The organism is Parageobacillus sp. G301 (genome assembly GCF_030268025.1).
GTDB classification, from domain to species: Bacteria; Bacillota; Bacilli; order Bacillales; family Anoxybacillaceae; genus Parageobacillus_B; species Parageobacillus_B toebii.
Genome location: NZ_BSDB01000001.1, coordinates 70,801 through 89,816, shown reverse-complemented (window position 1 = coordinate 89,816; position 19,016 = coordinate 70,801). Strand labels below are relative to the sequence as shown.

The 19,016-nt window shown below is 45.3% G+C and carries 19 protein-coding genes; 3 read left to right on the top strand and 16 right to left on the bottom strand.

Annotation, left to right across the window (positions count from 1 at the left end):
• Nucleotide 1 precedes the first annotated feature (1 nt).
• The 13 genes from QSJ37_RS00460 to QSJ37_RS00400 all read right to left on the bottom strand — a co-directional run bounded on the left by QSJ37_RS00460 (nucleotide 2) and on the right by QSJ37_RS00400 (nucleotide 14,923).
• Nucleotides 2-370 (bottom strand): Na-translocating system protein MpsC family protein, encoded by a 369-nt coding sequence (locus QSJ37_RS00460; protein ID WP_081188889.1) that lies wholly within the window; start codon nucleotides 368-370, stop codon nucleotides 2-4.
• Between the two features lie 202 nt (nucleotides 371-572).
• Nucleotides 573-1,121 carry an NUDIX hydrolase gene (locus QSJ37_RS00455; protein WP_285752650.1) on the bottom strand — a complete coding sequence of 183 codons (549 nt, stop codon included), beginning with the start codon at nucleotides 1,119-1,121 and terminating at the stop codon, nucleotides 573-575.
• 142 nt (nucleotides 1,122-1,263) lie between these two features.
• A complete protein-coding gene (locus QSJ37_RS00450) occupies nucleotides 1,264-3,099 on the bottom strand; it encodes a monovalent cation:proton antiporter family protein (RefSeq protein ID WP_285752648.1) in 1,836 nt (611 codons plus the stop codon).
• Between the two features lie 291 nt (nucleotides 3,100-3,390).
• Entirely contained in the window at nucleotides 3,391-5,061 is a 1,671-nt protein-coding gene (locus QSJ37_RS00445) for an acyl-CoA dehydrogenase family protein (RefSeq protein WP_285752646.1), read from the bottom strand.
• Entirely contained in the window at nucleotides 5,039-6,568 is a 1,530-nt protein-coding gene (locus QSJ37_RS00440) for a class I adenylate-forming enzyme family protein (protein ID WP_285752643.1), read from the bottom strand. Before QSJ37_RS00440 ends, QSJ37_RS00445 begins: the two co-directional genes overlap by 23 nt.
• The gene (locus QSJ37_RS00435; RefSeq protein ID WP_285752641.1) at nucleotides 6,565-6,954 is read right to left on the bottom strand and encodes a MerR family transcriptional regulator; all 390 of its coding nucleotides are present in this window, start codon (nucleotides 6,952-6,954) and stop codon (nucleotides 6,565-6,567) included. The genes QSJ37_RS00440 and QSJ37_RS00435 overlap by 4 nt, the downstream gene beginning before the upstream one ends.
• Nucleotides 6,955-7,057: 103 nt before the next feature.
• Nucleotides 7,058-7,846, bottom strand: coding sequence for an ABC transporter permease (locus QSJ37_RS00430; RefSeq protein WP_015864129.1), 789 nt, complete (start codon nucleotides 7,844-7,846; stop codon nucleotides 7,058-7,060).
• A gap of 2 nt (nucleotides 7,847-7,848) precedes the next feature.
• Entirely contained in the window at nucleotides 7,849-8,622 is a 774-nt protein-coding gene (locus QSJ37_RS00425; protein ID WP_285752638.1) for an ABC transporter permease, read from the bottom strand.
• Nucleotides 8,619-9,593 carry an ABC transporter ATP-binding protein gene (locus tag QSJ37_RS00420; protein ID WP_285752636.1) on the bottom strand — a complete coding sequence of 325 codons (975 nt, stop codon included), beginning with the start codon at nucleotides 9,591-9,593 and terminating at the stop codon, nucleotides 8,619-8,621. The genes QSJ37_RS00425 and QSJ37_RS00420 overlap by 4 nt, the downstream gene beginning before the upstream one ends.
• A gap of 111 nt (nucleotides 9,594-9,704) precedes the next feature.
• A complete protein-coding gene (locus tag QSJ37_RS00415) occupies nucleotides 9,705-10,700 on the bottom strand; it encodes a FecCD family ABC transporter permease (RefSeq protein WP_285752634.1) in 996 nt (331 codons plus the stop codon).
• Nucleotides 10,697-11,734, bottom strand: a complete 1,038-nt coding sequence (locus QSJ37_RS00410; RefSeq protein WP_285752631.1) for a FecCD family ABC transporter permease — start codon at nucleotides 11,732-11,734, stop codon at nucleotides 10,697-10,699. Before QSJ37_RS00410 ends, QSJ37_RS00415 begins: the two co-directional genes overlap by 4 nt.
• Nucleotides 11,735-11,761: 27 nt before the next feature.
• A complete protein-coding gene (locus tag QSJ37_RS00405) occupies nucleotides 11,762-12,733 on the bottom strand; it encodes an iron-hydroxamate ABC transporter substrate-binding protein (RefSeq protein WP_285752629.1) in 972 nt (323 codons plus the stop codon).
• Nucleotides 12,734-12,922: 189 nt separating this feature from the next.
• Nucleotides 12,923-14,923, bottom strand: a complete 2,001-nt coding sequence (locus QSJ37_RS00400) for an acetoacetate--CoA ligase (RefSeq protein WP_285754705.1) — start codon at nucleotides 14,921-14,923, stop codon at nucleotides 12,923-12,925.
• A 269-nt stretch (nucleotides 14,924-15,192) separates the two neighbouring features.
• On the opposite strand from QSJ37_RS00400, the gene QSJ37_RS00395 reads away from it, so the two are divergent.
• The 3 genes from QSJ37_RS00395 to QSJ37_RS00385 are packed head-to-tail and all read left to right on the top strand — an operon-like array spanning nucleotide 15,193 to nucleotide 17,537.
• Complete coding sequence (locus QSJ37_RS00395) at nucleotides 15,193-15,453, top strand: FeoA family protein (RefSeq protein ID WP_062677947.1); 261 nt, start codon at nucleotides 15,193-15,195, stop codon at nucleotides 15,451-15,453.
• The gene (locus QSJ37_RS00390) at nucleotides 15,440-16,174 is read left to right on the top strand and encodes a FeoB small GTPase domain-containing protein (RefSeq protein WP_062677948.1); all 735 of its coding nucleotides are present in this window, start codon (nucleotides 15,440-15,442) and stop codon (nucleotides 16,172-16,174) included. The genes QSJ37_RS00395 and QSJ37_RS00390 overlap by 14 nt, the downstream gene beginning before the upstream one ends.
• 7 nt (nucleotides 16,175-16,181) lie before the next feature.
• Nucleotides 16,182-17,537: a nucleoside recognition domain-containing protein gene (locus tag QSJ37_RS00385; RefSeq protein WP_285754704.1), complete on the top strand. Its 1,356-nt coding sequence runs from the start codon at nucleotides 16,182-16,184 to the stop codon at nucleotides 17,535-17,537.
• A 162-nt stretch (nucleotides 17,538-17,699) separates the two neighbouring features.
• Here QSJ37_RS00385 and QSJ37_RS00380 read toward each other — a convergent pair whose 3' ends face one another.
• The 3 genes from QSJ37_RS00380 to QSJ37_RS00370 all read right to left on the bottom strand — a co-directional run bounded on the left by QSJ37_RS00380 (nucleotide 17,700) and on the right by QSJ37_RS00370 (nucleotide 18,959).
• Nucleotides 17,700-18,011, bottom strand: a complete 312-nt coding sequence (locus QSJ37_RS00380) for a hypothetical protein (RefSeq protein ID WP_285752625.1) — start codon at nucleotides 18,009-18,011, stop codon at nucleotides 17,700-17,702.
• 169 nt (nucleotides 18,012-18,180) lie between these two features.
• The gene (locus QSJ37_RS00375; protein ID WP_285752623.1) at nucleotides 18,181-18,804 is read right to left on the bottom strand and encodes a histidine phosphatase family protein; all 624 of its coding nucleotides are present in this window, start codon (nucleotides 18,802-18,804) and stop codon (nucleotides 18,181-18,183) included.
• 26 nt (nucleotides 18,805-18,830) lie between these two features.
• Nucleotides 18,831-18,959 carry a peptidase U61 gene (locus QSJ37_RS00370; RefSeq protein ID WP_285752621.1) on the bottom strand — a complete coding sequence of 43 codons (129 nt, stop codon included), beginning with the start codon at nucleotides 18,957-18,959 and terminating at the stop codon, nucleotides 18,831-18,833.
• Nucleotides 18,960-19,016 lie beyond the last annotated feature (57 nt).

Below are 19,016 nucleotides of genomic sequence, written 5' to 3'. Positions count from 1 at the left end.
GTTATTTCCGCAGCTCTTCCTCTAAATTCTCGTTTAATAAAAAAACAATCACCCGCTCCCCGGTACGGGTGCTAATGTCGGTGTGCATGCTAATGACGTCTTTTCCGGTAATTTCTGAAATCATTTTTTTTAGCTGGTCGCTGCCCGATTCAATTAAATCCGCACGAATGCGCTTGATCGACAATAGTCCATCCTTCGTGCTTGCCAAGTTTTTTTCCGCTGGCGTTAAAATTCCTTTTAATTGAATGAGAATAATGTTACGAACGATATCGGTCTTAACAGCAACCGACCCCCGTCCTAGATATTCTTTTTCCCATTGCGTAAGCGCTCGGCTAATTTGATCTTCCATTTCTCCTTTTGATACTGGCATGTCTTAGTTCCCCCTTTTCCATAAAAAAACGGCATGCTCACTATTTTTAGTGAAACATCCCGATCGGCTATAACCAAACTGCACTGTCATTCTAGCAATTTGGCTGTTTATCAATGAACGAATGAACGGCATAATTTATTCACTATTATAATCATCCATATATTTTTCATGTCAAGAAAAAGTTTTATTCAACTTATTTTACTTACTGTTGAATCGTATATTGTGCACCGCTTGTTGGTCGGAGAAAAGCGCGAATCCCATTTGGATGATACGGCATCCGTTGTTCTGCTGTTTCGATGTCCACCCATTGAACGTCTATGATGTTTTCATCCTTACTTATTACCACAGGCGCATGAACAATCGTTCCACGAAACGTAATAAAAAAGACATGATTACCGTCCATAAACGCTTCATTAAGGGCAACGATATCATGAACATCCACGTCATATCCCGTTTCCTCTTTTACCTCGCGAATCGCCGCTTCCCGCAACGTTTCTCCTTTCTCCACTCCCCCGCCAGGAAGCGACCATGTTCCTCGTTTGTTGTACACCATTAATACCTTTTGTTCCACTTCATCGTATAGAAGCACATACACCACATCAACTCGCTTCATTGTCGCTCTCCTTCCGCAATTGCTGCAAAAATGCCAATACTTTCGCCGCATATTCACCCGGATACATTCAAAACTTTTCATCAGTGCCGGAAGCCGCCATTTCCACGTCCGTCTGTGCTGTTCTAGCTGTAGTTCCATTCCTCTTCCCGCCTTATTATATTAAGAATAGTAAAAATTCACCCTGCAAATAATCCCCGCTCCACCATATTGGCTAAGCGAGGAACATTGTATTCATTTTCTATATCTCATTGTCAGTCGATCTCTCGTAACAGATGCGCTACTATTCCAACAGCTCCCTAAGCTCGGCAACATACTCATTTGATCCGGTGACAATTAGGCGATCGTCCTTATGCAGCTTTGTATCCCCATGCGGGACAATCGATTCATTTTCACGGAAGATCCGTACGATAATGCAATCTCCCATAAACGGAAAGCGGCGGAGCGGGATTCCATCATATTCATTGTTATTCATCGTAATTTCATGCAGTGTCGCATCCTTGTTTATAAACATCCGCGCCACTCTTGGTGATTCGATGAACGCTTGCAGCATCGCCGTTGTCGATAATAAGGCGGACATGATTTCGATTCCTTCTGCTTTCAGCCGTTCGACCTGCTTCGGTGTTTCCGCCAAAGCAATCACCCGCTCGATTCCACGTTCTTTCGCGGCTAATGCGACACTTGCGTTAATCTCTTCGTTTCCTGTCAGCGCAACTAAAATGTCCGCCGTAAACGCTCCGTGTTTTTCAAGCGTTTCTAGCGAATAGTCTTCGATATCGACAATCGGAAAAACGTGATCGGAAACAGGCAGTTCTATTTTTTCTTGCCGAATATGATATAGCGTTACATCGTAGCGCTGTTTGTTTAATACCCTTGCGACTGACAGCGTAAATTGGTTGGTGCCAACAAACGAAATGTTTATTTTTTCCTCGTTATCGTCCGGCTTTGCATACAGCTTTTTGAAGACAATCGGTGAAACGATACTGGATATAACAGCCACTAAAATCAGCGCGCCTTTCATATTCTCGTCGATAACATTAATACGTTCTGCGATCGTTGCTGCCGCGATGACAAGCGACAACGTAGACACAAGCAAAAATCCCGACGCGACTGTTGTTTTCGTATCATACCAAATTTTTAGAATTGAAACAGGTATCAGTTTGGAAACAACGAGCGCAAGCAGTAAAAGTGGAAGAAGCGTTAAAATTTTCGGCTCTGCCAACAATGCGCGTAAGTCTAAATTCACTCCAACCATCACGAAAAAGATGGGAATGAAAAACCCATATCCAAATGAATCTAATTTATGCACTAAATCTTTATTCGGCGATAATAGCGAAACGAGCACGCCTGCTAAAAATGCTCCTAAAATATTTTCCGCTCCAAACGTTTCCGATAAAGCGACGAGCACAATGATGAGCGTAAATACCGCACGTGTGCCGATTTGTACTGTTCCTTTTGCCATTGTTTCAACAAATGAACGTTTTTTAAAATATTTACCAACAAAATAAAAGAGAACACCGAATGCAAACAATCCAAGAATCAGCCATGTACTTTCATGTTCTGGCTCATTCATGGAAACAAATACGGCCAACAAAATCATCGTCACCAAATCAGCAATGACCGCGACTAACAAAATCGTTTGCCCAATCGTCGTTTTCATTAAATTGGCATCTTTTAACGTTGGAACAACGACGCCGAGAGAAATCGTCGAAATAATCAATGTCATTAAAAACGCGTTATCCATAAATCCGGTTAAAACAAACAAATAAGAAAGTCCGTACGATAAAACGAATATCGCCATAAAGATGATCGACGCGGCGACAAATGGATTCGGCTCCTTCTCTTTCTTGCTCGCTTTCGGTTTGCGCGCAAACGCGGAAAAGTCAATCTCCAAGCCGCTTAAAAACATTAAAAACAACAATCCTAATGTCGATAATGTTTCAATCCACATATCAGGTTTTACAATATCAAACCCTGTCTTACCAATCATAATGCCTGCGATAATCTCCGCCACAACAACCGGGATCGCCTGCAGCCGTAAACGATGCAATAAAATTGGCGTCAAAAATGCGACGACTACTACAATTAATAAAGAAGTGATGGATGAATGTTCCGCCATGAAATTCCCCTTTCTAAAACTTCTTCTTTAGACTTAAGATATTATCCAATGCGGGTGGATTTGGCAACTAAAGAGTCTTGAGGTCGTAGATTAGCCTTGGTTCCCATCGATTGCACCGATCACTTTTCGATACCATGGTGCAATCACACCGCCTCTATATTGCAGTTCAACACGTTTTCTTTTGGATGAGAATCATTCTTGTTAATCAAACATGTTTCCATACGCAGCAATTAACTTGATGATAACAAATAAAACAGAGCCATAATAAACGGCTCTGTTTTCTTCACTATATTATTGAACAGGCAATTGACTAGCGTTGATAATCCTCTCAAAATAGCGGACAGAAAGCATATCGCCATCCAATAAACGATGATCCCAAATGTGTTGTAAAAAGAGGCGGGCGATAAGATGATTCCGTTCATTTTCCTCTGCGCGCTCGAGTGCGACAACGCTTAAATAAATATCGCATAAACGGTTGGCAATTTTTTTCGCATGGTATGTTTGCACGCCATCCGGTTGTCCGCTTATCTGCTTCAACGCCTGAATGAGTTCAGTCAGACCAATTTTTACAGGCTCCGCCAACGGCTGCACATTGGTAGAAAGTGCTGCAATGGCTTCATTCATTTTCGCAATAAATGTTTCATGTATGCGGTATTTGCGCATTAATCGCAACACTTCCAATCCTAAAATATTGGCTGTTCCTTCCCATACGGTTAACACTTGGGCGTCACGAAGCAAGCGCGGTGTCACGAAATCTTCAATATAGCCGTTGCCGCCATGCATTTCGATCGCTTCGTGGGCGAATGCAATCGCTTCTTCGGCAGTGCGCATTTTCAATAGGGCAATAAGCAGGCGATTCCACGCTTTTTCTACTTCCGTCGCTTCCTGCGGCGCAGTCATGACGCGGTCAAAAAAGGAAATAAGTTCAAAGCATGCGCTTGTCTGCACCTCTTGTCTAGCCGTTAAATTAGCTAACGTTTCCCTTACCATCGGATAGGATGTCAATGTATGACCGAAAGCGGTGCGATTGGCGGCATACTGTTTCGCTTCTTCTAACGCCCGTTTCATAATGCCGATGGAAGCGACCGCATTGCAGACGCGCGATAAGTTTAACGCTTCCATCATATAGTAGAATCCTTTTTTCGGATCGCCGATGACATACGCCTTCGCGCCTTCAAAAACGACTTCCGCTGATGGAACGGCGCGCACTCCTAGTTTATCTTTCAAACGGCGGATTTGTATGCCGTTCAACGTCCCATCTTCGTTGCGCCATGGAACGAGAAATAAGCTAAGCCCTTTCGTTCCCGGTTCACTTCCGTCAATGCGCGCTAGCACAGTCGCAACGCCGCATCTTCCTGCGTTGCTTGCAAAGTATTTTTCGCCGTACAGCTTGTAATGATCGCCGCATGGAACGGCACGCACGGCATTTGCTCCGACATCCGAACCGCCCTGCCGTTCCGTTAAAAACGTTGCACCTTCGTACAATTCAACTTCCCCTGTTGAAATAACATGCGGCAAATATTTCTTTTTCAAATCCTCATCAGCAAAATGCTCCAACAAATATGCTGTGGCCATCGTTAATGTCACCGGGCAGTAAAAACCTGGCTCTACTTGCGATAAAATATAGCCTTGCGCGTACGAATAGATGTAATTTCCTTTTCGGCCAAGTTCGGGGATCGGTTTATGAAGATAACCGACAATGCCCGTTTCATACGTTTGTTTCGCAGTCTGCTGGTAGCCCTCATTCACCCACACTTCGGAAATATCGTTACCAAAGCGGTCATATTTGATGAGGCGTGGCTGTCCTTCCCGATCCGTGTGTACCGCGCGGCGGTCAACATCGGTCATGCAAAACCGCCAAAACTGTTCCAGCTTTTCTTCGGCATAGGCATACAGCTCCTCATCTAGATGCTTTTTCAAGTTGGCGAGTAAATTTGGATCAATGTCGCGCAGCTGTCTCATCGTGCTTCCCCCTTAACACTTGTTTTAATACTTTTCCTGTCGCGTTGCGCGGAAGTTCATCAATCTGTTCAAATAAGCGGGGAATTTTATAATCCGCGATTTTTCCTTTAAGAAAACGTTTACATTCATCTGCAAGATTTTCGAGCGGCTGGGACACAACTACGAATGCTTTTGCCGTTTCTCCCCATTCCGGATGCGGAACGCCTACAACAGCGACATCGGCAATGGCTGGATGTGTGCGCAGCACATCTTCGATTTCTTTCGGATAAATGTTCACTCCACCGGAAATAATCATATCTTTTTTCCGGTCGACTACCCAAATATAGCCGTCTTCGTCGCTGCGGGCTAAATCGCCTGTGTATAACCAGCCATTTTTAATCGTTTCCTTCGTCTTTTCTTCGTCTTTATAGTAACCTTTCATCACGCTTTCCCCGCGCAGCACAATCTCGCCGATTTTCCCAGTCGGCACTTCCTTCCCGTGATCATCAACGATTTTTACTTCGCAATGGAGAGCGGCGTATTTGCCGACGCTGCCAGCTTTTGCAGCGTGCTCTTCCGGCGACAAGTACGTTCCGTTCGGTCCTGCTTCAGTTAGACCGTATAAACACATAAGCCGATCAGTACGAAACTTGCTGGCGATAAACAAAACTTCGTTTCGCGAAAGCGGCGCTCCACCATACGTCCAATAGCGTACAGAAGAAAGGTCGTATTCATGCAGACGCGGATGCTTTGCGGCCAGTAAATAAGCGATAGGTGCGCCAAAGAAATGGGTTATTTCATGCTGCTCGACTAGCTGGAGTAATGCTTCTGAAGAAAACGTTGGTGCAAGTACGTGAGTGGCTCCAACATATGTGCCGCCGACAAAAAACAGATGCAACGGTGCGGAATGACTGAGAGGCATCATATGCAAAATCCGGCTATGCCGATCCATCTTCGTTTCAATAACCATCATTGTAGCAACGGCAAAAATGTTGCGATACGTAAACAGTACTCCTTTGGGCTTTCCTGTTGTTCCTGACGTGTATAAAATCGTTGCTTCGTCGTCTTCCTTTAACGGGCAGACAATTGTTTCCGGCTCTCCGGCTGCAATAAGTTCAGATAGGGACGTCCAGCCATCCTTCGCTTCGCCTGTCTTGATCCAAATGGCATCGTCATGTCCAACAAGCGAGGCAAGTTCTTGATAAATCCAATCATGCGCAATCACAGCTTTTGCCTCACTATGATCCATAATATATTTTACTTCCGCAGCAGTTAATCGGGCGTTGATCGGAACGACAATGGCGCCAAGGCGAAGCACGGCAAAGTACGCAAACACAAATTCTTTCGTATTCGGCATATACAAAATGACTTTATCGCCTTGACGAATGCCAAGTCGGGAAAGCGATGAAGCCAATCGGTTAACCATTCGGTCGACTTCCACGTATGAAAGCTCTATGTCCCCGTCAATGATCGCAGTTTTACCCGGAAAATTTCTCGCATTGCGGGCGAGCAGTTCCGAAATGTTCATCCATCCAATCCCTCCAATTCGCGCAATCGATTTTCAAAATCCACTAGCATCGCTTCCATCTCCGCTTTCAGCTGCATGAGATCGTCGATCCGCTCGCTCACCTCCTTTATTTTTTGCCTTCCGTATTCAATCGTTTTTTCTAGTTGTTTCCGCCCTGTACGATCTTGATCAAAAAGTGAAATCATTTCGTGAATTTCCTCAAGGGAAAATCCAAAGCGCTTGCCGCGCAAAATCAGCTTTAATTTCGCGCGCTCCTTTTTGGTGTACAGCCGCTGCCCCGATTCCGTTCGAATCGGGGCAATCAACCCGCGCTCTTCATAATAGCGAATCGTCCGCGTGCTGATATCAAATTCTTGTGCCAGCTGAGAAATCGTGAAGTAACGCATGTTATCCCCTTCTGTTGTTTTAATTTTCTGAATTTTATTTTAATTTACGTTTACGTAAAAGTCAACTAGGTTTTCAAAAAATAAAAAGGAGGGCTTTTCCTCCTTAACTACTTGCGCTCGTATAAAAGCGAAGCGCAAAACGCCAAAAACGGCGCGACAGCCATAAAAAGACGCCAGCGAGCACAACGGATATCAGCGCGGTAACAATGTTCCACTTCCCTAACAGCGACAATGCAGGCATATTCGTGATCACTGCGGCAGGCAGTACATATGTCAGCACGATGCGCACCCAGCCGCGGTACATGCCGATCGGAAATCTTGCTGTTTCAAAAAACGAATCAAAAATAAACGATAAATCATCAATGCGGATGACCCAAAACGATGTCGTCATCAACATCATCCATAACGAATAAATTAACACAAATGAAGCAGCGATCGTCATGATAAAAACGGCCACATCCACTAGTGACGGAATATAATGCTTTTCTACTAATCCGTAGCCGATGACTCCAAGACCAAGCAAAACATCAATCAGCCGCCAAAACACTAAATGACGAAAGCTGACATAAAACATGCTGTCGACTGGTTTTGTCAAAATATAGTCCAATGTCCCTTTTCGGACATGTTCTAATAAGCGCGGCATATTCGGGCGAAGCGCAAAATCAATCAGCCCTCTGAGCGTATTAAAGACGCCGAGCAAGACAAGCACATCAGCATATGTCCAGCCCGCTAATTGATCAGTTTGATAAAAAAAGATATTTACCGTTAAAATCGCAATCCCTATTCCAAAAAAGCTGGACAGCAAATTGCCGAGAAACTCGCTTCGATATTCCAGTTCTTCGACGAAACACGTTCGGAAAAATTCGCGAAAAATCCGCGCATATCTCCGCATTTTCACCCACCTACCGCTTGATTTTTCTTTAATCCGGCTTTCCATAACCATTGCACGGCAATAATAAACAAAACAACCCAAATGAACGCAATCCAAAAACCGGTCATTATTTCTTTTTGATTTATCGCTCCTGTAATAATGTCAATCGGAAAGCCAATCATATAGCGAAACGGCAAAAAGACGCTCCACTGCTGCAATAGCGGCGGCAACATCGACAACGGCGCAATCCGCCCTGACAAAAACAAAGAAATTACTTCGAGCAAACTATATACTGCCGTTACTTTCGTAATCCAAAAACCAAGCAGGCCGCAAGCATAACTGAGCAAAAAGCGAAGCGCCGCGCCAACTAGCACCGCCGTCAAAAACAGAAGCGACTGTCCGCCTGTCACGTCAAAGCGAAGCGCGGGCACAAACAGCGCTGCCACCGTCCATATCGGCACTAATATGACGAGAAACAACACCTTATAAACGATGTTTTCCGCAATGGCCCAATGAATCGGATGGAGCGGGCGAATAATATAGTTGGAAAATGTCCCATCGCGAATCTCATGGTCGAGTTCCCAAACGTCCCACGCGCTCGTCATGCGCTCTACGAAAATAACGGCCATAAAATAAAAAATGAACGCGTCCGATTGGGACGGGTCGATATTCATCCAGACGACCATCGTAATGAGCGGTTGGACAATCGCTCCTGTCATCCAAACAATCGTTGCGAGGCGATAGGCTAACATTTCGACATATTTCATGCGAAGAAGGGCGATGTATTTACGAATCATGCATTCAATCCCTCCTGAAACGCGCGCGTAATCACTTCTTCCATTGGCGGATCTTGAATGTTAATATCATGCACGTGGAAATGCTGCAAAAAGTGGGCCGACACCTCTGCTACTTTCTCCCTCGCCACCCGCAATACCACATTTCCATCTTCGATTTCCACAACCTCTCCGTAGTCTTCCCAGCGCACGTCAGGAAGTTTGGCAAAGCGAACTTCAAGCCGCTTGTATGGAGCGAGTTTCTCCGTCAGCACCGTTAACTCTCCATCATAGATCAGCTTTCCGTAATTGATAATCATGACGCGATCGCACAGCGCCGTCACATCCCCCATATAATGCGACGTCAGCAAAATCGTCGTTTCATGCTCGCGATTGTAATCAACGATAAAACGGCGCACCTTTTCCTGTGTATGGACATCAAGACCAATGGTCGGCTCGTCTAAAAACAATACTTGCGGACGATGCAGCAGCGCCGCCGCAAGTTCACAGCGCATCCGTTGCCCGAGCGACAAATTGCGGGTCGGTTTGTCTAGTAACGGCTCTAGCTCCAACAATTCCACTAATTCGTCTAATGTTTGCCGAAATGTTCGATCGTCAATCTCATAAATCGCTTTGTTCACCAAAAATGTTTCCATCGGCGGGATATCCCAAATAAGCTGACTTTTTTGCCCCATCACTAAACTCATCATCTTTTTAAATTCCGCTTTTTGTTCAAATGGCACAAAGCCGCCAACCGTAATTTCTCCCGATGTAGGGTGAAGGAGTCCCGCGAGCATTTTCATCGTCGTCGTCTTTCCCGCCCCATTCGGACCTAGAAACCCAACAATCTCTCCTTTTTGAATCGTAAACGAAATATCTTTGACCGCTTCTACAATCCGATATTCACGGTTCAACAAGCTGCGGACCGCCTCAAGCCAGCCCGCTTGCCGGACATGCACGCGAAATGATTTATGTAAATGCTTAACGTGAATCATCGCTTTTCCTCCAACTGATGCCAAGAAGTTTTGTCCTTACATTATTTTTATATATATTAAGCAATTAGAAATACGCAAACAAAAAAGCAGGCTTCGTTTTGAAGCCTGCCTTTAACGTGCAGAACGCGCCAATACATATAAAAAATATGGCGCCCCAATGATGGCGACGACGATGCCTGCATGAATTTCCGATGGCTGCAAAATTGCTCGTCCGACCGTATCCGCCCCCAGCAGCAAACACGCGCCAAGCAGTGCGGACGCCGGCAGTACATAAACATGATGTACGCCGATTAATCTTCGTGCCAAATGTGGGGCAATTAACCCGATAAAACCAATTCCTCCGCTGATTGATACCGAAGCGGCCGCTAATGCGACAGCTGCCGCCAATAATTGAATTTGTTCTTTTGCCACTGAAACGCCGAGTCCTGTTGCGGTGGCTTCGTCAAATGATAACGCGTCGAGCACGCGCGCTTTGTAATAAACGAAGGCAAACAACACGAGAATCCACGGCAAAAGCGCCCATACATATTCCCATGCCGCTCCCCAAATGCTTCCCGTCAGCCAAACTGCCGCAAATTGATACAGTTCTCTGCTAAGCCGAAGCGACAGCACCGTCATGAGCGCACTTAATCCAGCGGCGACCGCCACTCCTGTTAAAACGAGACGTCCGGGAAGCAGCCCTTCTTGTTTTTCATAGGACAAGCCAAACACAAGCGCCGCCGCCAACGCACCTCCAATAAAAGCAAGAAAAGGAAGAAATAATGCAGGGCCATCCGTACCCGTTGGAAACAACGAAAGATATAATACGACCATTACACCCGCTCCGGTCGAAATGCCTAAAAGACCAGGGTCGGCAAGCGGATTGCGCGATATCGTCTGTATAATGCATCCGGACAACGCCAGCCCAGCCCCTGCTAGTATCGCAATCAATATGCGGGGAAGACGAAATTCAAATAAAATTAACTCCTGCTTCGCTGTGCCCATGCCAGCAAACGTTTTTGCCACTTCTAATGGAGACATTTTGCTTGCTCCGGTATTCAAACTGATGATAACCACAAAAAGCAAAAGAAAAAAAAGGGCAGTAATAACAATAGCGCGGCGTTTCATGCAAATTCCCCCTTCCGCTTGCGGGAAACATAAAGGAAAAACGGCACACCAATTAAAGCGAACAACACGCCAATCGGCGTTTCATATGGCGGATGAATCATTCTAGCACCGATGTCCGCCCAAAGCATTAACAAACTGCCGAGCACCGCGGAACATGGAATAACCAAACGATAATCGACGCCAACAAAAAAGCGGGCCAGATGCGGAACGACAAGACCGACAAACCCGATTGGACCGACAGCGGACACCGCTCCGCCGGCAAGCACAAGTACGATCATCGCTCCCATTAGTTTGACGATCTTTGTTTTCTGACCTAATCCGGTCGCAACTTCCTCCCCGAAACTTAATATGGTGATGGACCGGGACAATAATAAAGCCGCCGCTAAGGCCGCAACAATCCACGGCGCCAAAAGCTTCAGCTGGCTCCACTTCACCCCGGCGACACCGCCGGCATACCAAAACGCCAATTCTTGACTAAGCTGAAAATGAATGGCGATTCCTTCACTAAGCGAGGTAAACAATGCGCTTACCGCCGCGCCCGCCAACACTAGGCGAATCGGAGTAACGCCGCCTCTTGAGAGCGCACTGACTCCATACACCATACCGGCTGCTGCCGCCGCTCCGAAAAACGACCATATGATGAGTGATTGATAAGAAAGTCCAGGAAAAAACGCAAAACAAATCGCTACCATCAATGTCGAACCGGCATTCAATCCTAACAACCCCGCATCAGCAAGCGGATTTCTCGTCATTCCTTGCATGATGGCGCCCGCCACCGCAAAACTAGCTCCGACAAGCACATCCGCAAGGGAACGAGGAAGGCGCAAATCACGGATAATTGCATGGGCGGTTTGCCGCGAATCGTAATGAAAAACTGCGTCCCATACTGTCGTTAAACGGATATCCGCCGCACCGACCGAAATGGACAGGGCGATGCTAAAAAGAATGGCGCTTAGTCCAACGACTAGCACCAATATTGCCGCCCACGAACGCGATGATCGTTTTATATGTTTCTCTCTTTTCTCTATTTCCATCTTTCCTCTCCTTACCATCATTCCACCCTACTTTTGATTTGCAGAAAGCAATGTATCGACAACAAGGTCGAGCTGATGTTCAAGTGAAATGGCATCAGAAAACCAAATGTCTTCGATCTTCATTTCATAAACATGATGGTTTTTAACCGCATTTAAGTTTTTCCAAATTGCGCTGTTTTTCAGCTCTTTTTCCGCCTGTTCGGTTCCGTCCATTTTATATACCGTCCAAAACATGTGATCAGCGGCATAGTCAGGCAACGCCTCTAACGAAATCAATTTCCATTGCGGACCTTGAATCACTTCTTGTTTAATTTTTTCTGGCGGTGTCAGCTGCAAAGCGTTATAAATAATTTGACCAGCATGGCCAAAATTGTCGCCGATGGCATAAAAATCTTTTCCTTGCAGTTTATAAATGCCAACGGTCTCATTTTCGCCAATGACGCCTTTAATTTTTTCACGGGCGGCTGCCGCCTTCTTATCAAATTGTTGAATCCATTGCTCCGCTTCCTTTTGCTTGCCAAAAAGCTCGCCAAATACCCGCATTTCTTCTTGGATGCTTTTATAATGGCCAAAAGGAACTAAAACAGTCGGAGCGATTTTCGATAGCTGTTTGTATTGGTCTTCTAAATATACAATAATTAAATCTGGATTTAATTCAACAACTTTTTCTAGGGAAATCGGATTGCCGACGTTTTCAATCCCTTTTGCTTGTTCTTTTATGTACGGGTTCTCCATAACTGCCTGCGTGACGCCAACTGGTTTCACCCCAAGCGCCAGCGCGTTTCCTAAAAATTCATATGGCATTACCACCCGTTTTGGATGAGCGGGAATTTTGACTTTTTTCCCGTTCGCCATCGTAAATGTTTTCGTTGCACTTTCTTCTGTCTTGGGTTCCTTTTCCGATGCTGTATTGTCTTTCTGATTCCCGCAAGCGCTCATCATTGCGAGAACGAGAACCAGGATCAGCATGAATACGATACTTCTTTTTCTCGTCAACATCTCGTTGTCCCCCTCTAAAGATAATGAAAATCACAGCCAATAAAAATGATAATCATTTTCGTTATAACTGTCAACCAACAACATGAACTAGCATTCTATTTACGCAATCCAGAACTCTTAAACTACTTTTCCAACCAAACAGAAAGGGCTGGTCCAAAACTCTTTGGCTCAGCCCTTTGCGAAATACGATTAATGATTAGACAAACTATCCTGTTTGCTGTTTGTTAGCTGCTTTGATAATTCAATAAAAAACTGTAGCGCCTCCGGATTCGCCATCGATCCAGGATTGACCGCTTTTTCGAGCGGGAATCCGAGCAGCAGCTTGCGAATTGGAATTTCCATTTTCTTTCCGTTTAACGTTTTTGGAATTTGCTCGACTTGGTAAATTTCATCTGGAACAAAGCGCGGCGATACTTTTTGGCGAATTTCGTTTTTGATTTTCTCCTTTAGCTCCTCATCTAATGCCGCTCCTGGCTGAAGTACGACAAACAACGGCATAAACGATTTTCTTCCCATCAGTTCTAAATCGATGATCAAACTTTCGAGCACTTCATCGAGTGCTTCAACAGCGCGGTAAATTTCACTTGTTCCCATGCGGACGCCGGCGCGATTAATCGTTGAATCAGAACGCCCGTAAATGACGCATCCGCCTTCTTCGTCGATTTTAATCCAATCCCCGTGCTTCCAAATTCCTGGATACGTATCGAAATAGCTGTCCAAATATCGCTCATAATTTGGATCATTCCAGAAAAACAGCGGCATCGATGGCATTGGGTCGGTAATGACTAGCTCTCCCACTTCATTAATTAAACGATTTCCATTTTCATCAAATGCTTGTACATTAGCCCCTAACGAACGGCATTGGATGATCCCCGCACGAACTGGCAAGATTGGCGAACCGGCAACGAAAGCGGTGCATACGTCCGTCCCGCCGCTGCACGAAACTAGGCAAATATCGTCTTTCACGTTTTCGTATACCCAAGCAAATCCTTCCGTCGTCAGCGGCGAACCTGTTGAAAGAACCGCTTGTAAATCGGAAAAATCATACAATTCTTTTGGTTTAATGCCAAGCTTCATACAAACGTTAATAAATGCTGCGCTTGTTCCGAAATGGGTAATGCGCGCCTTTTCCGCCAGCTCCCATAACACGTTTCCATCCGGATACGTCGGACTCCCGTCATAAAGCACGACCGACGCTCCGACTAACAATCCGCCGATGAGAAAATTCCACATCATCCATCCTGTTGTCGTAAACCAGAAAAATGTGCTTTCCTTTGTCAAATTTTCTTCAATCAAGAGCGACTTTAAATGTTCGAGCAAAATACCGCCATGCCCTTGAACGATTGGCTTCGGCAATCCTGTTGTACCGGAGGAATACAAAATCCAAAGCGGATGGTCAAACGGAACGTATTCGTAAGTGAGTTCCGCTTTTTCCCGAATGATATCATCCCATAATAAAACGGAATCATCCGGTGCTTGTACGTCTTCCCGCAAATATGGAAGCAAAATCGTTTTTTTGAGCGACGGCAATTTTTCCCGCAATTCGTCGACAATAGGACGTTTATCAAACTCTTTGCCGCCATATTGGCATCCGTCAATCGCAAAAAGCACAACCGGTTCAATTTGCTGGAATCGGTCAATGACGCTGCTTGCGCCAAAATCCGGAGAACAGCTCGACCAAATCGCCCCAATGCTGGCGCACGCTAAGAAGGCGATGACGGTTTCCGGAATGTTTGGCATATATGCCACCACTCGGTCTCCTGGTTTGACTCCGATTTTTTTGAGCGCGTTTGCGACCGCCGCCGTTTTTTCTTTCAGCTCTTTCCAAGCCACTTCACGATAAGGCACGCGCTCGGAACGGAAAAGAAGCGCTGGGCGATCGGATCGCTCGTTTCGAAATACGTGCTCCGCATAATTTAACGTCGCACCTGGAAACCATTTCGCTCCCGGCATTTTCCGCTCTTCTAAAACGCAACGGTAAGGAGTCGCCGATTTCACCTTGCAATACTCCCACACCGATTCCCAAAATTCTTCTAGCTGTTCAACGGACCAACTCCATAATTGTCGATGTGTTTCAAATGACAGACCCTTTTTTTCCTTTAACCAATTCATATAGCGCTTAATATTCGATCGTTGAATATGTTCCTCTGTCGGCGTCCATAATACCGTCCCATCCGTAATCGCTTTCATATTCATCTGCGCAAAAAACGCAGAATTCACCCCTCTCCCACCTATTTTTAGATTGAAAATTTAGACTATTTATATAATATCATCTTTTCTTATTATTGAGAATACAAAAGCAGAAAACGAACTGTGTGAAGATAATGAAAAAATTCGTCGTAAAACCAAAAAACAAAATGATTGACAAAACAAAGAAGGCGGAATAAGATAAAAAATAAAATTTGGTTTAGTGCAAAATTATAACCTTAACGCAATTTATTGATAAGGAGGAAACTATTATGCCTTCAGTAAAATTGCAGCGCCTATCCGAGGCAGAAGAAGGAGAACGTTTCCGTATTGTGAAGCTTGACATACAAGATGGAACAATGAAACGAAGATTGCTTGACTTAGGATTTGTCCCAGGATGCGAAATAAGCGTTCTGCAAAAAAGCCCACTGGGAGACCCAACCGCATATCGTGTCAGCAACACAACGATTGCATTGCGGAAAGAAGAAAGTGACCATATTTATGGGGAGAGGATACGCGATGTCCACAAATGAATATACAATCGCACTTGCGGGAAATCCGAACACAGGAAAAAGCACATTGTTTAACGTTTTGACCGGATTGCGCCAGCATACCGGAAATTGGCCGGGAAAAACGGTCGTTCATGCGGAAGGATTTTTTACGTACAATAACAACCGCTATAAAATGATCGATTTGCCCGGAACCTATTCGCTTTATTCGAATTCGGCGGATGAAGAAGTGGCACGAGATTTTATTATTTTTGAAAAACCCGATGTTACGATAGTGGTACTCGATGCTACCGCTTTGGAACGAAATTTAAATCTTGCTTTGCAAGTGTTGGAGATGACAAGCAGCGTCATCGTCTGTGTGAACCTAATGGACGAAGCGAAAAAGAAAGGAATCCGCATCGATACCGAGAAACTAGCGGCAACATTAGGAGTGCCGGTCGTTCCGATTTCCGCGCGCAATAAAGAAGGAATCGACACGTTATTAAAGACAATCGATTCGATGGTGCGCGGAAAAATCAAAACAAACCCGATTGCCGTCCGGTACAGTCCAGAAATTGAACAATGCATCGAAAAGCTCATTCCACGCGTGAAAGAGGTTATTGGCGATGCGTACCCTGCCCGCTGGGTCGCGCTTCGATTGCTTGACGGAGATATGTCTTTGCTTCAGGCTCTCCAACAACAACCGCTTCCATCCGTAAAGGAGGTGTCTATATATGCATGCCACGATACCGCAAAGTCCGTTTGAAGAGCTGATGAATGAAGCGCGAGCACTGGCGCCTGCGGATACGCGCGAACAAATCGTATCGGCTATTTTTCGCACCTCCCAAGCGATTTGCAATGAAACGGTTACCTATACGAATCAAGCAAAACAATACGAAACGGAAAAGCTAGACCGCATTTTTACTTCAAAATTATGGGGATTTCCGATCATGCTTGCGATGCTTGCGGTCGTTATTTATATCACGATTGCAGGCGCGAATATTCCATCTGGCATGTTAGCAGACTTTTTCGGATGGCTTGAAGGATATCTTACCCTTTTCTTTCAAGCGCTGCATGCCCCTGACTGGCTGCACGGGTTGCTTGTGTTAGGGTTATATCGAGGCACTGCTTGGGTCGTCAGCGTGATGCTTCCGCCGATGGCGATTTTCTTTCCAATTTTTGCATTGCTAGAAAACTATGGATATCTCCCGCGTGTCGCTTTCAATATGGATCGCTTGTTTAAAAAAGCAGGAGCGCACGGAAAACAATCGCTCACGATGGCGATGGGATTCGGATGCAACGCCGCGGCTATTATGTCAACGCGCATCATTGAATCGCCGCGCGAACGAATGTTGGCGATTTTGACGAACAATTTCGTCCCTTGCAACGGACGGTGGCCGACATTGATTTTGCTATCTTCTCTATTTATGGCGGCAAGCTATACAGGTGGATGGAAAACATTCGTCACCGCTAGTGTCGTCGTCGCGATGGTGCTGTTTGGCATCGTTGTTACACTTACGGTCTCATGGGTGCTATCGAAAACGGCGCTCCGCGGCATCCCCACCCATTACACATTAGAACTTCCGCCGTATCGTCGTCCAAAAATATGGGATACGATTGTTCGCGCTACATTAGACAAATCGATTTACGTGCTGAAACGGGCCGTTGTGGTTGCCGCTCCGGCCGGGGTCATCACATGGGTGCTCGGAAATATTCATATCGGTGATACGACTGTCCTCGCCTATATCGCTGATTGGCTTGATCCTTTTGCTAGAGCGCTTGGACTCGATGGCTACATTTTAATGGCTTTTATTTTAGGATTGCCCGCCAATGAAATCGTCCTGCCGATTTTATTAATGGGGTATTTATCGACTGGTTCCTTGACGGAAGTCGATGGTCTGCACTCACTCAAACAAATTCTCGTCGACCACGGCTGGACATGGCTGACCGCGCTCAATATGATGCTGTTTTCCTTGCTTCATTATCCGTGTGGCACCACGCTCGTTAATATTTACAAAGAAACGAAAAGCAAAAAATGGACGTTTGTCGCTTTTGCACTTCCTACAAGCATCGCTATTGCTGTCACGTTTCTTACCGCCCACCTTGCCAAATGGTTTGGCTTTGTATGAAAAATCCCCGTTTCCGTGTTTTCAGGAAACGGGGATTTTTGCGTGTGATTGTAACTTTATGGTTTTCTATTAATCAAGTTAGTTTACCCATCGTCCTGTCAAATTTCCCCTCGCCGTTAAATACGATAATCGCTTCCATTCAATCAGTTTCCGACGTAATAACTACATAAAATATGTAAATACTCGTGGGTTAGATGATGAATTATGTATTTTCCACACGTCGTGATCGCATAGAAAATGCAGAAAACGTTTGAACGTAACAAAATTTTCAGCTAAATCTGTCCAGATTGGATCAAGTAAACGCCCACCTTTTTTGCTGACCTCAATATATTTCTTTGCCGTCGAGGCCGATGAACGAAATTTACCATTCAAAAGCAATTTAATTACAGAAAATAGGCCGTTTTGTTTCCAATCGGTCATTTTAAACGCTGAAGAAGCCATTAATTGTTTAAGAGAAAGAATCATTTTTTCCATATAATCTTCCATCGTGCCTAATAAATGAACCAATTCGGAAACGAATATATTGCTTATTCCTGAGGAAACTACGCTTCCAATTACATTTTGCTGGATAAAAAATGTCTTTTCGCTGCATTTAACCATACACCCGCTCCTTTGCGAAAACAAAGGAGCGGGATATGGCCAATTATACTTTCCTTACTTCTTCCAAATGCGACACATCGCCTTCTGAAAGCAGTTCAAACTTCCCATCGTTCACCCGCACAGTCGTTACGCTGGTGCCGTGCATATACGGAGGAGCCCAAAGCTCTTTTAACGGCGTGTTTTTGAAACGAGCGATGACCGTCTTTAACACCACCCCATGCGTAACAATTAAAACGTTTCCTTCAGGGTGGCGTTTGATGATTCGCTCAATGGCGGCAAACGCTCGGTTTTGGACATCGATAAACCGCTCGCCTCGCCGTGGTGTGTATAAATGCGGATGATTCCAAAAATGGTCAAAAGCGACGGGATCCATCTCTTTGATTTCCTCATGGGTCTTTCCTTCCCAGTCGCCGAGGTGAATCTCCCGCAGCTGTTCCTCTGTATAAATCGGAATAAGCCGCTCGCCTCGAATCAACTGGGCAGTTTCGAGCGCGCGTCCGCTTGTGCTGGCGTAAATCGCGGTCAAGTCGACCGCTTCTAACCGTTTTCCAAGCCGCATCGCGTCTTGCCGGCCCTTTTCCGTCAGCGGTGAGTCCTGCCATCCTTGCATCCGTTTCTCGATGTTCCACTCGGTTTCTCCGTGCCTTGTTAAATATAATGTCACCATTTTCATTCCCCCGTTCATGTTGTTTCTTATTGTTCTACCGCTGGCACAAGCAAGCGGAATGCTATGCTCCCTTCATCGGCTGCTTTCAGTTCAGCGTGGATGCCGTTTGGTAAAATCGCCAACGGATCCGTATGTCCAAAATCGGCATCATACACAATTTCACTATCGAATATTCACTCATACCAGCTCCCTCTTCTCTCCCTAAATACATC

Excerpts from the sequence above, each read along its gene's own strand:
- QSJ37_RS00405 (WP_285752629.1), bottom strand. The coding sequence starts at position 12,733 with ATGTTGACGAGAAAAAGAAGTATCGTATTCATGCTGATCCTGGTTCTC.
- QSJ37_RS00380 (WP_285752625.1), bottom strand. The coding sequence starts at position 18,011 with ATGGAAAAAATGATTCTTTCTCTTAAACAATTAATGGCTTCTTCAGCG.
- QSJ37_RS00390 (WP_062677948.1), top strand. The coding sequence starts at position 15,440 with ATGTCCACAAATGAATATACAATCGCACTTGCGGGAAATCCGAACACA.
- QSJ37_RS00395 (WP_062677947.1), top strand. The coding sequence starts at position 15,193 with ATGCCTTCAGTAAAATTGCAGCGCCTATCCGAGGCAGAAGAAGGAGAA.
- QSJ37_RS00445 (WP_285752646.1), bottom strand. The coding sequence starts at position 5,061 with ATGAGACAGCTGCGCGACATTGATCCAAATTTACTCGCCAACTTGAAA.
- QSJ37_RS00455 (WP_285752650.1), bottom strand. The coding sequence starts at position 1,121 with ATGGAACTACAGCTAGAACAGCACAGACGGACGTGGAAATGGCGGCTT.
- QSJ37_RS00430 (WP_015864129.1), bottom strand. The coding sequence starts at position 7,846 with ATGCGGAGATATGCGCGGATTTTTCGCGAATTTTTCCGAACGTGTTTC.
- QSJ37_RS00435 (WP_285752641.1), bottom strand. The coding sequence starts at position 6,954 with ATGCGTTACTTCACGATTTCTCAGCTGGCACAAGAATTTGATATCAGC.
- QSJ37_RS00415 (WP_285752634.1), bottom strand. The coding sequence starts at position 10,700 with ATGAAACGCCGCGCTATTGTTATTACTGCCCTTTTTTTTCTTTTGCTT.
- QSJ37_RS00450 (WP_285752648.1), bottom strand. The coding sequence starts at position 3,099 with ATGGCGGAACATTCATCCATCACTTCTTTATTAATTGTAGTAGTCGTC.
- QSJ37_RS00410 (WP_285752631.1), bottom strand. The coding sequence starts at position 11,734 with ATGGAAATAGAGAAAAGAGAGAAACATATAAAACGATCATCGCGTTCG.
- QSJ37_RS00400 (WP_285754705.1), bottom strand. The coding sequence starts at position 14,923 with ATGAAAGCGATTACGGATGGGACGGTATTATGGACGCCGACAGAGGAA.
- QSJ37_RS00385 (WP_285754704.1), top strand. The coding sequence starts at position 16,182 with ATGAATGAAGCGCGAGCACTGGCGCCTGCGGATACGCGCGAACAAATC.
- QSJ37_RS00440 (WP_285752643.1), bottom strand. The coding sequence starts at position 6,568 with ATGAACATTTCGGAACTGCTCGCCCGCAATGCGAGAAATTTTCCGGGT.
- QSJ37_RS00375 (WP_285752623.1), bottom strand. The coding sequence starts at position 18,804 with ATGGTGACATTATATTTAACAAGGCACGGAGAAACCGAGTGGAACATC.
- QSJ37_RS00420 (WP_285752636.1), bottom strand. The coding sequence starts at position 9,593 with ATGATTCACGTTAAGCATTTACATAAATCATTTCGCGTGCATGTCCGG.
- QSJ37_RS00460 (WP_081188889.1), bottom strand. The coding sequence starts at position 370 with ATGCCAGTATCAAAAGGAGAAATGGAAGATCAAATTAGCCGAGCGCTT.
- QSJ37_RS00425 (WP_285752638.1), bottom strand. The coding sequence starts at position 8,622 with ATGATTCGTAAATACATCGCCCTTCTTCGCATGAAATATGTCGAAATG.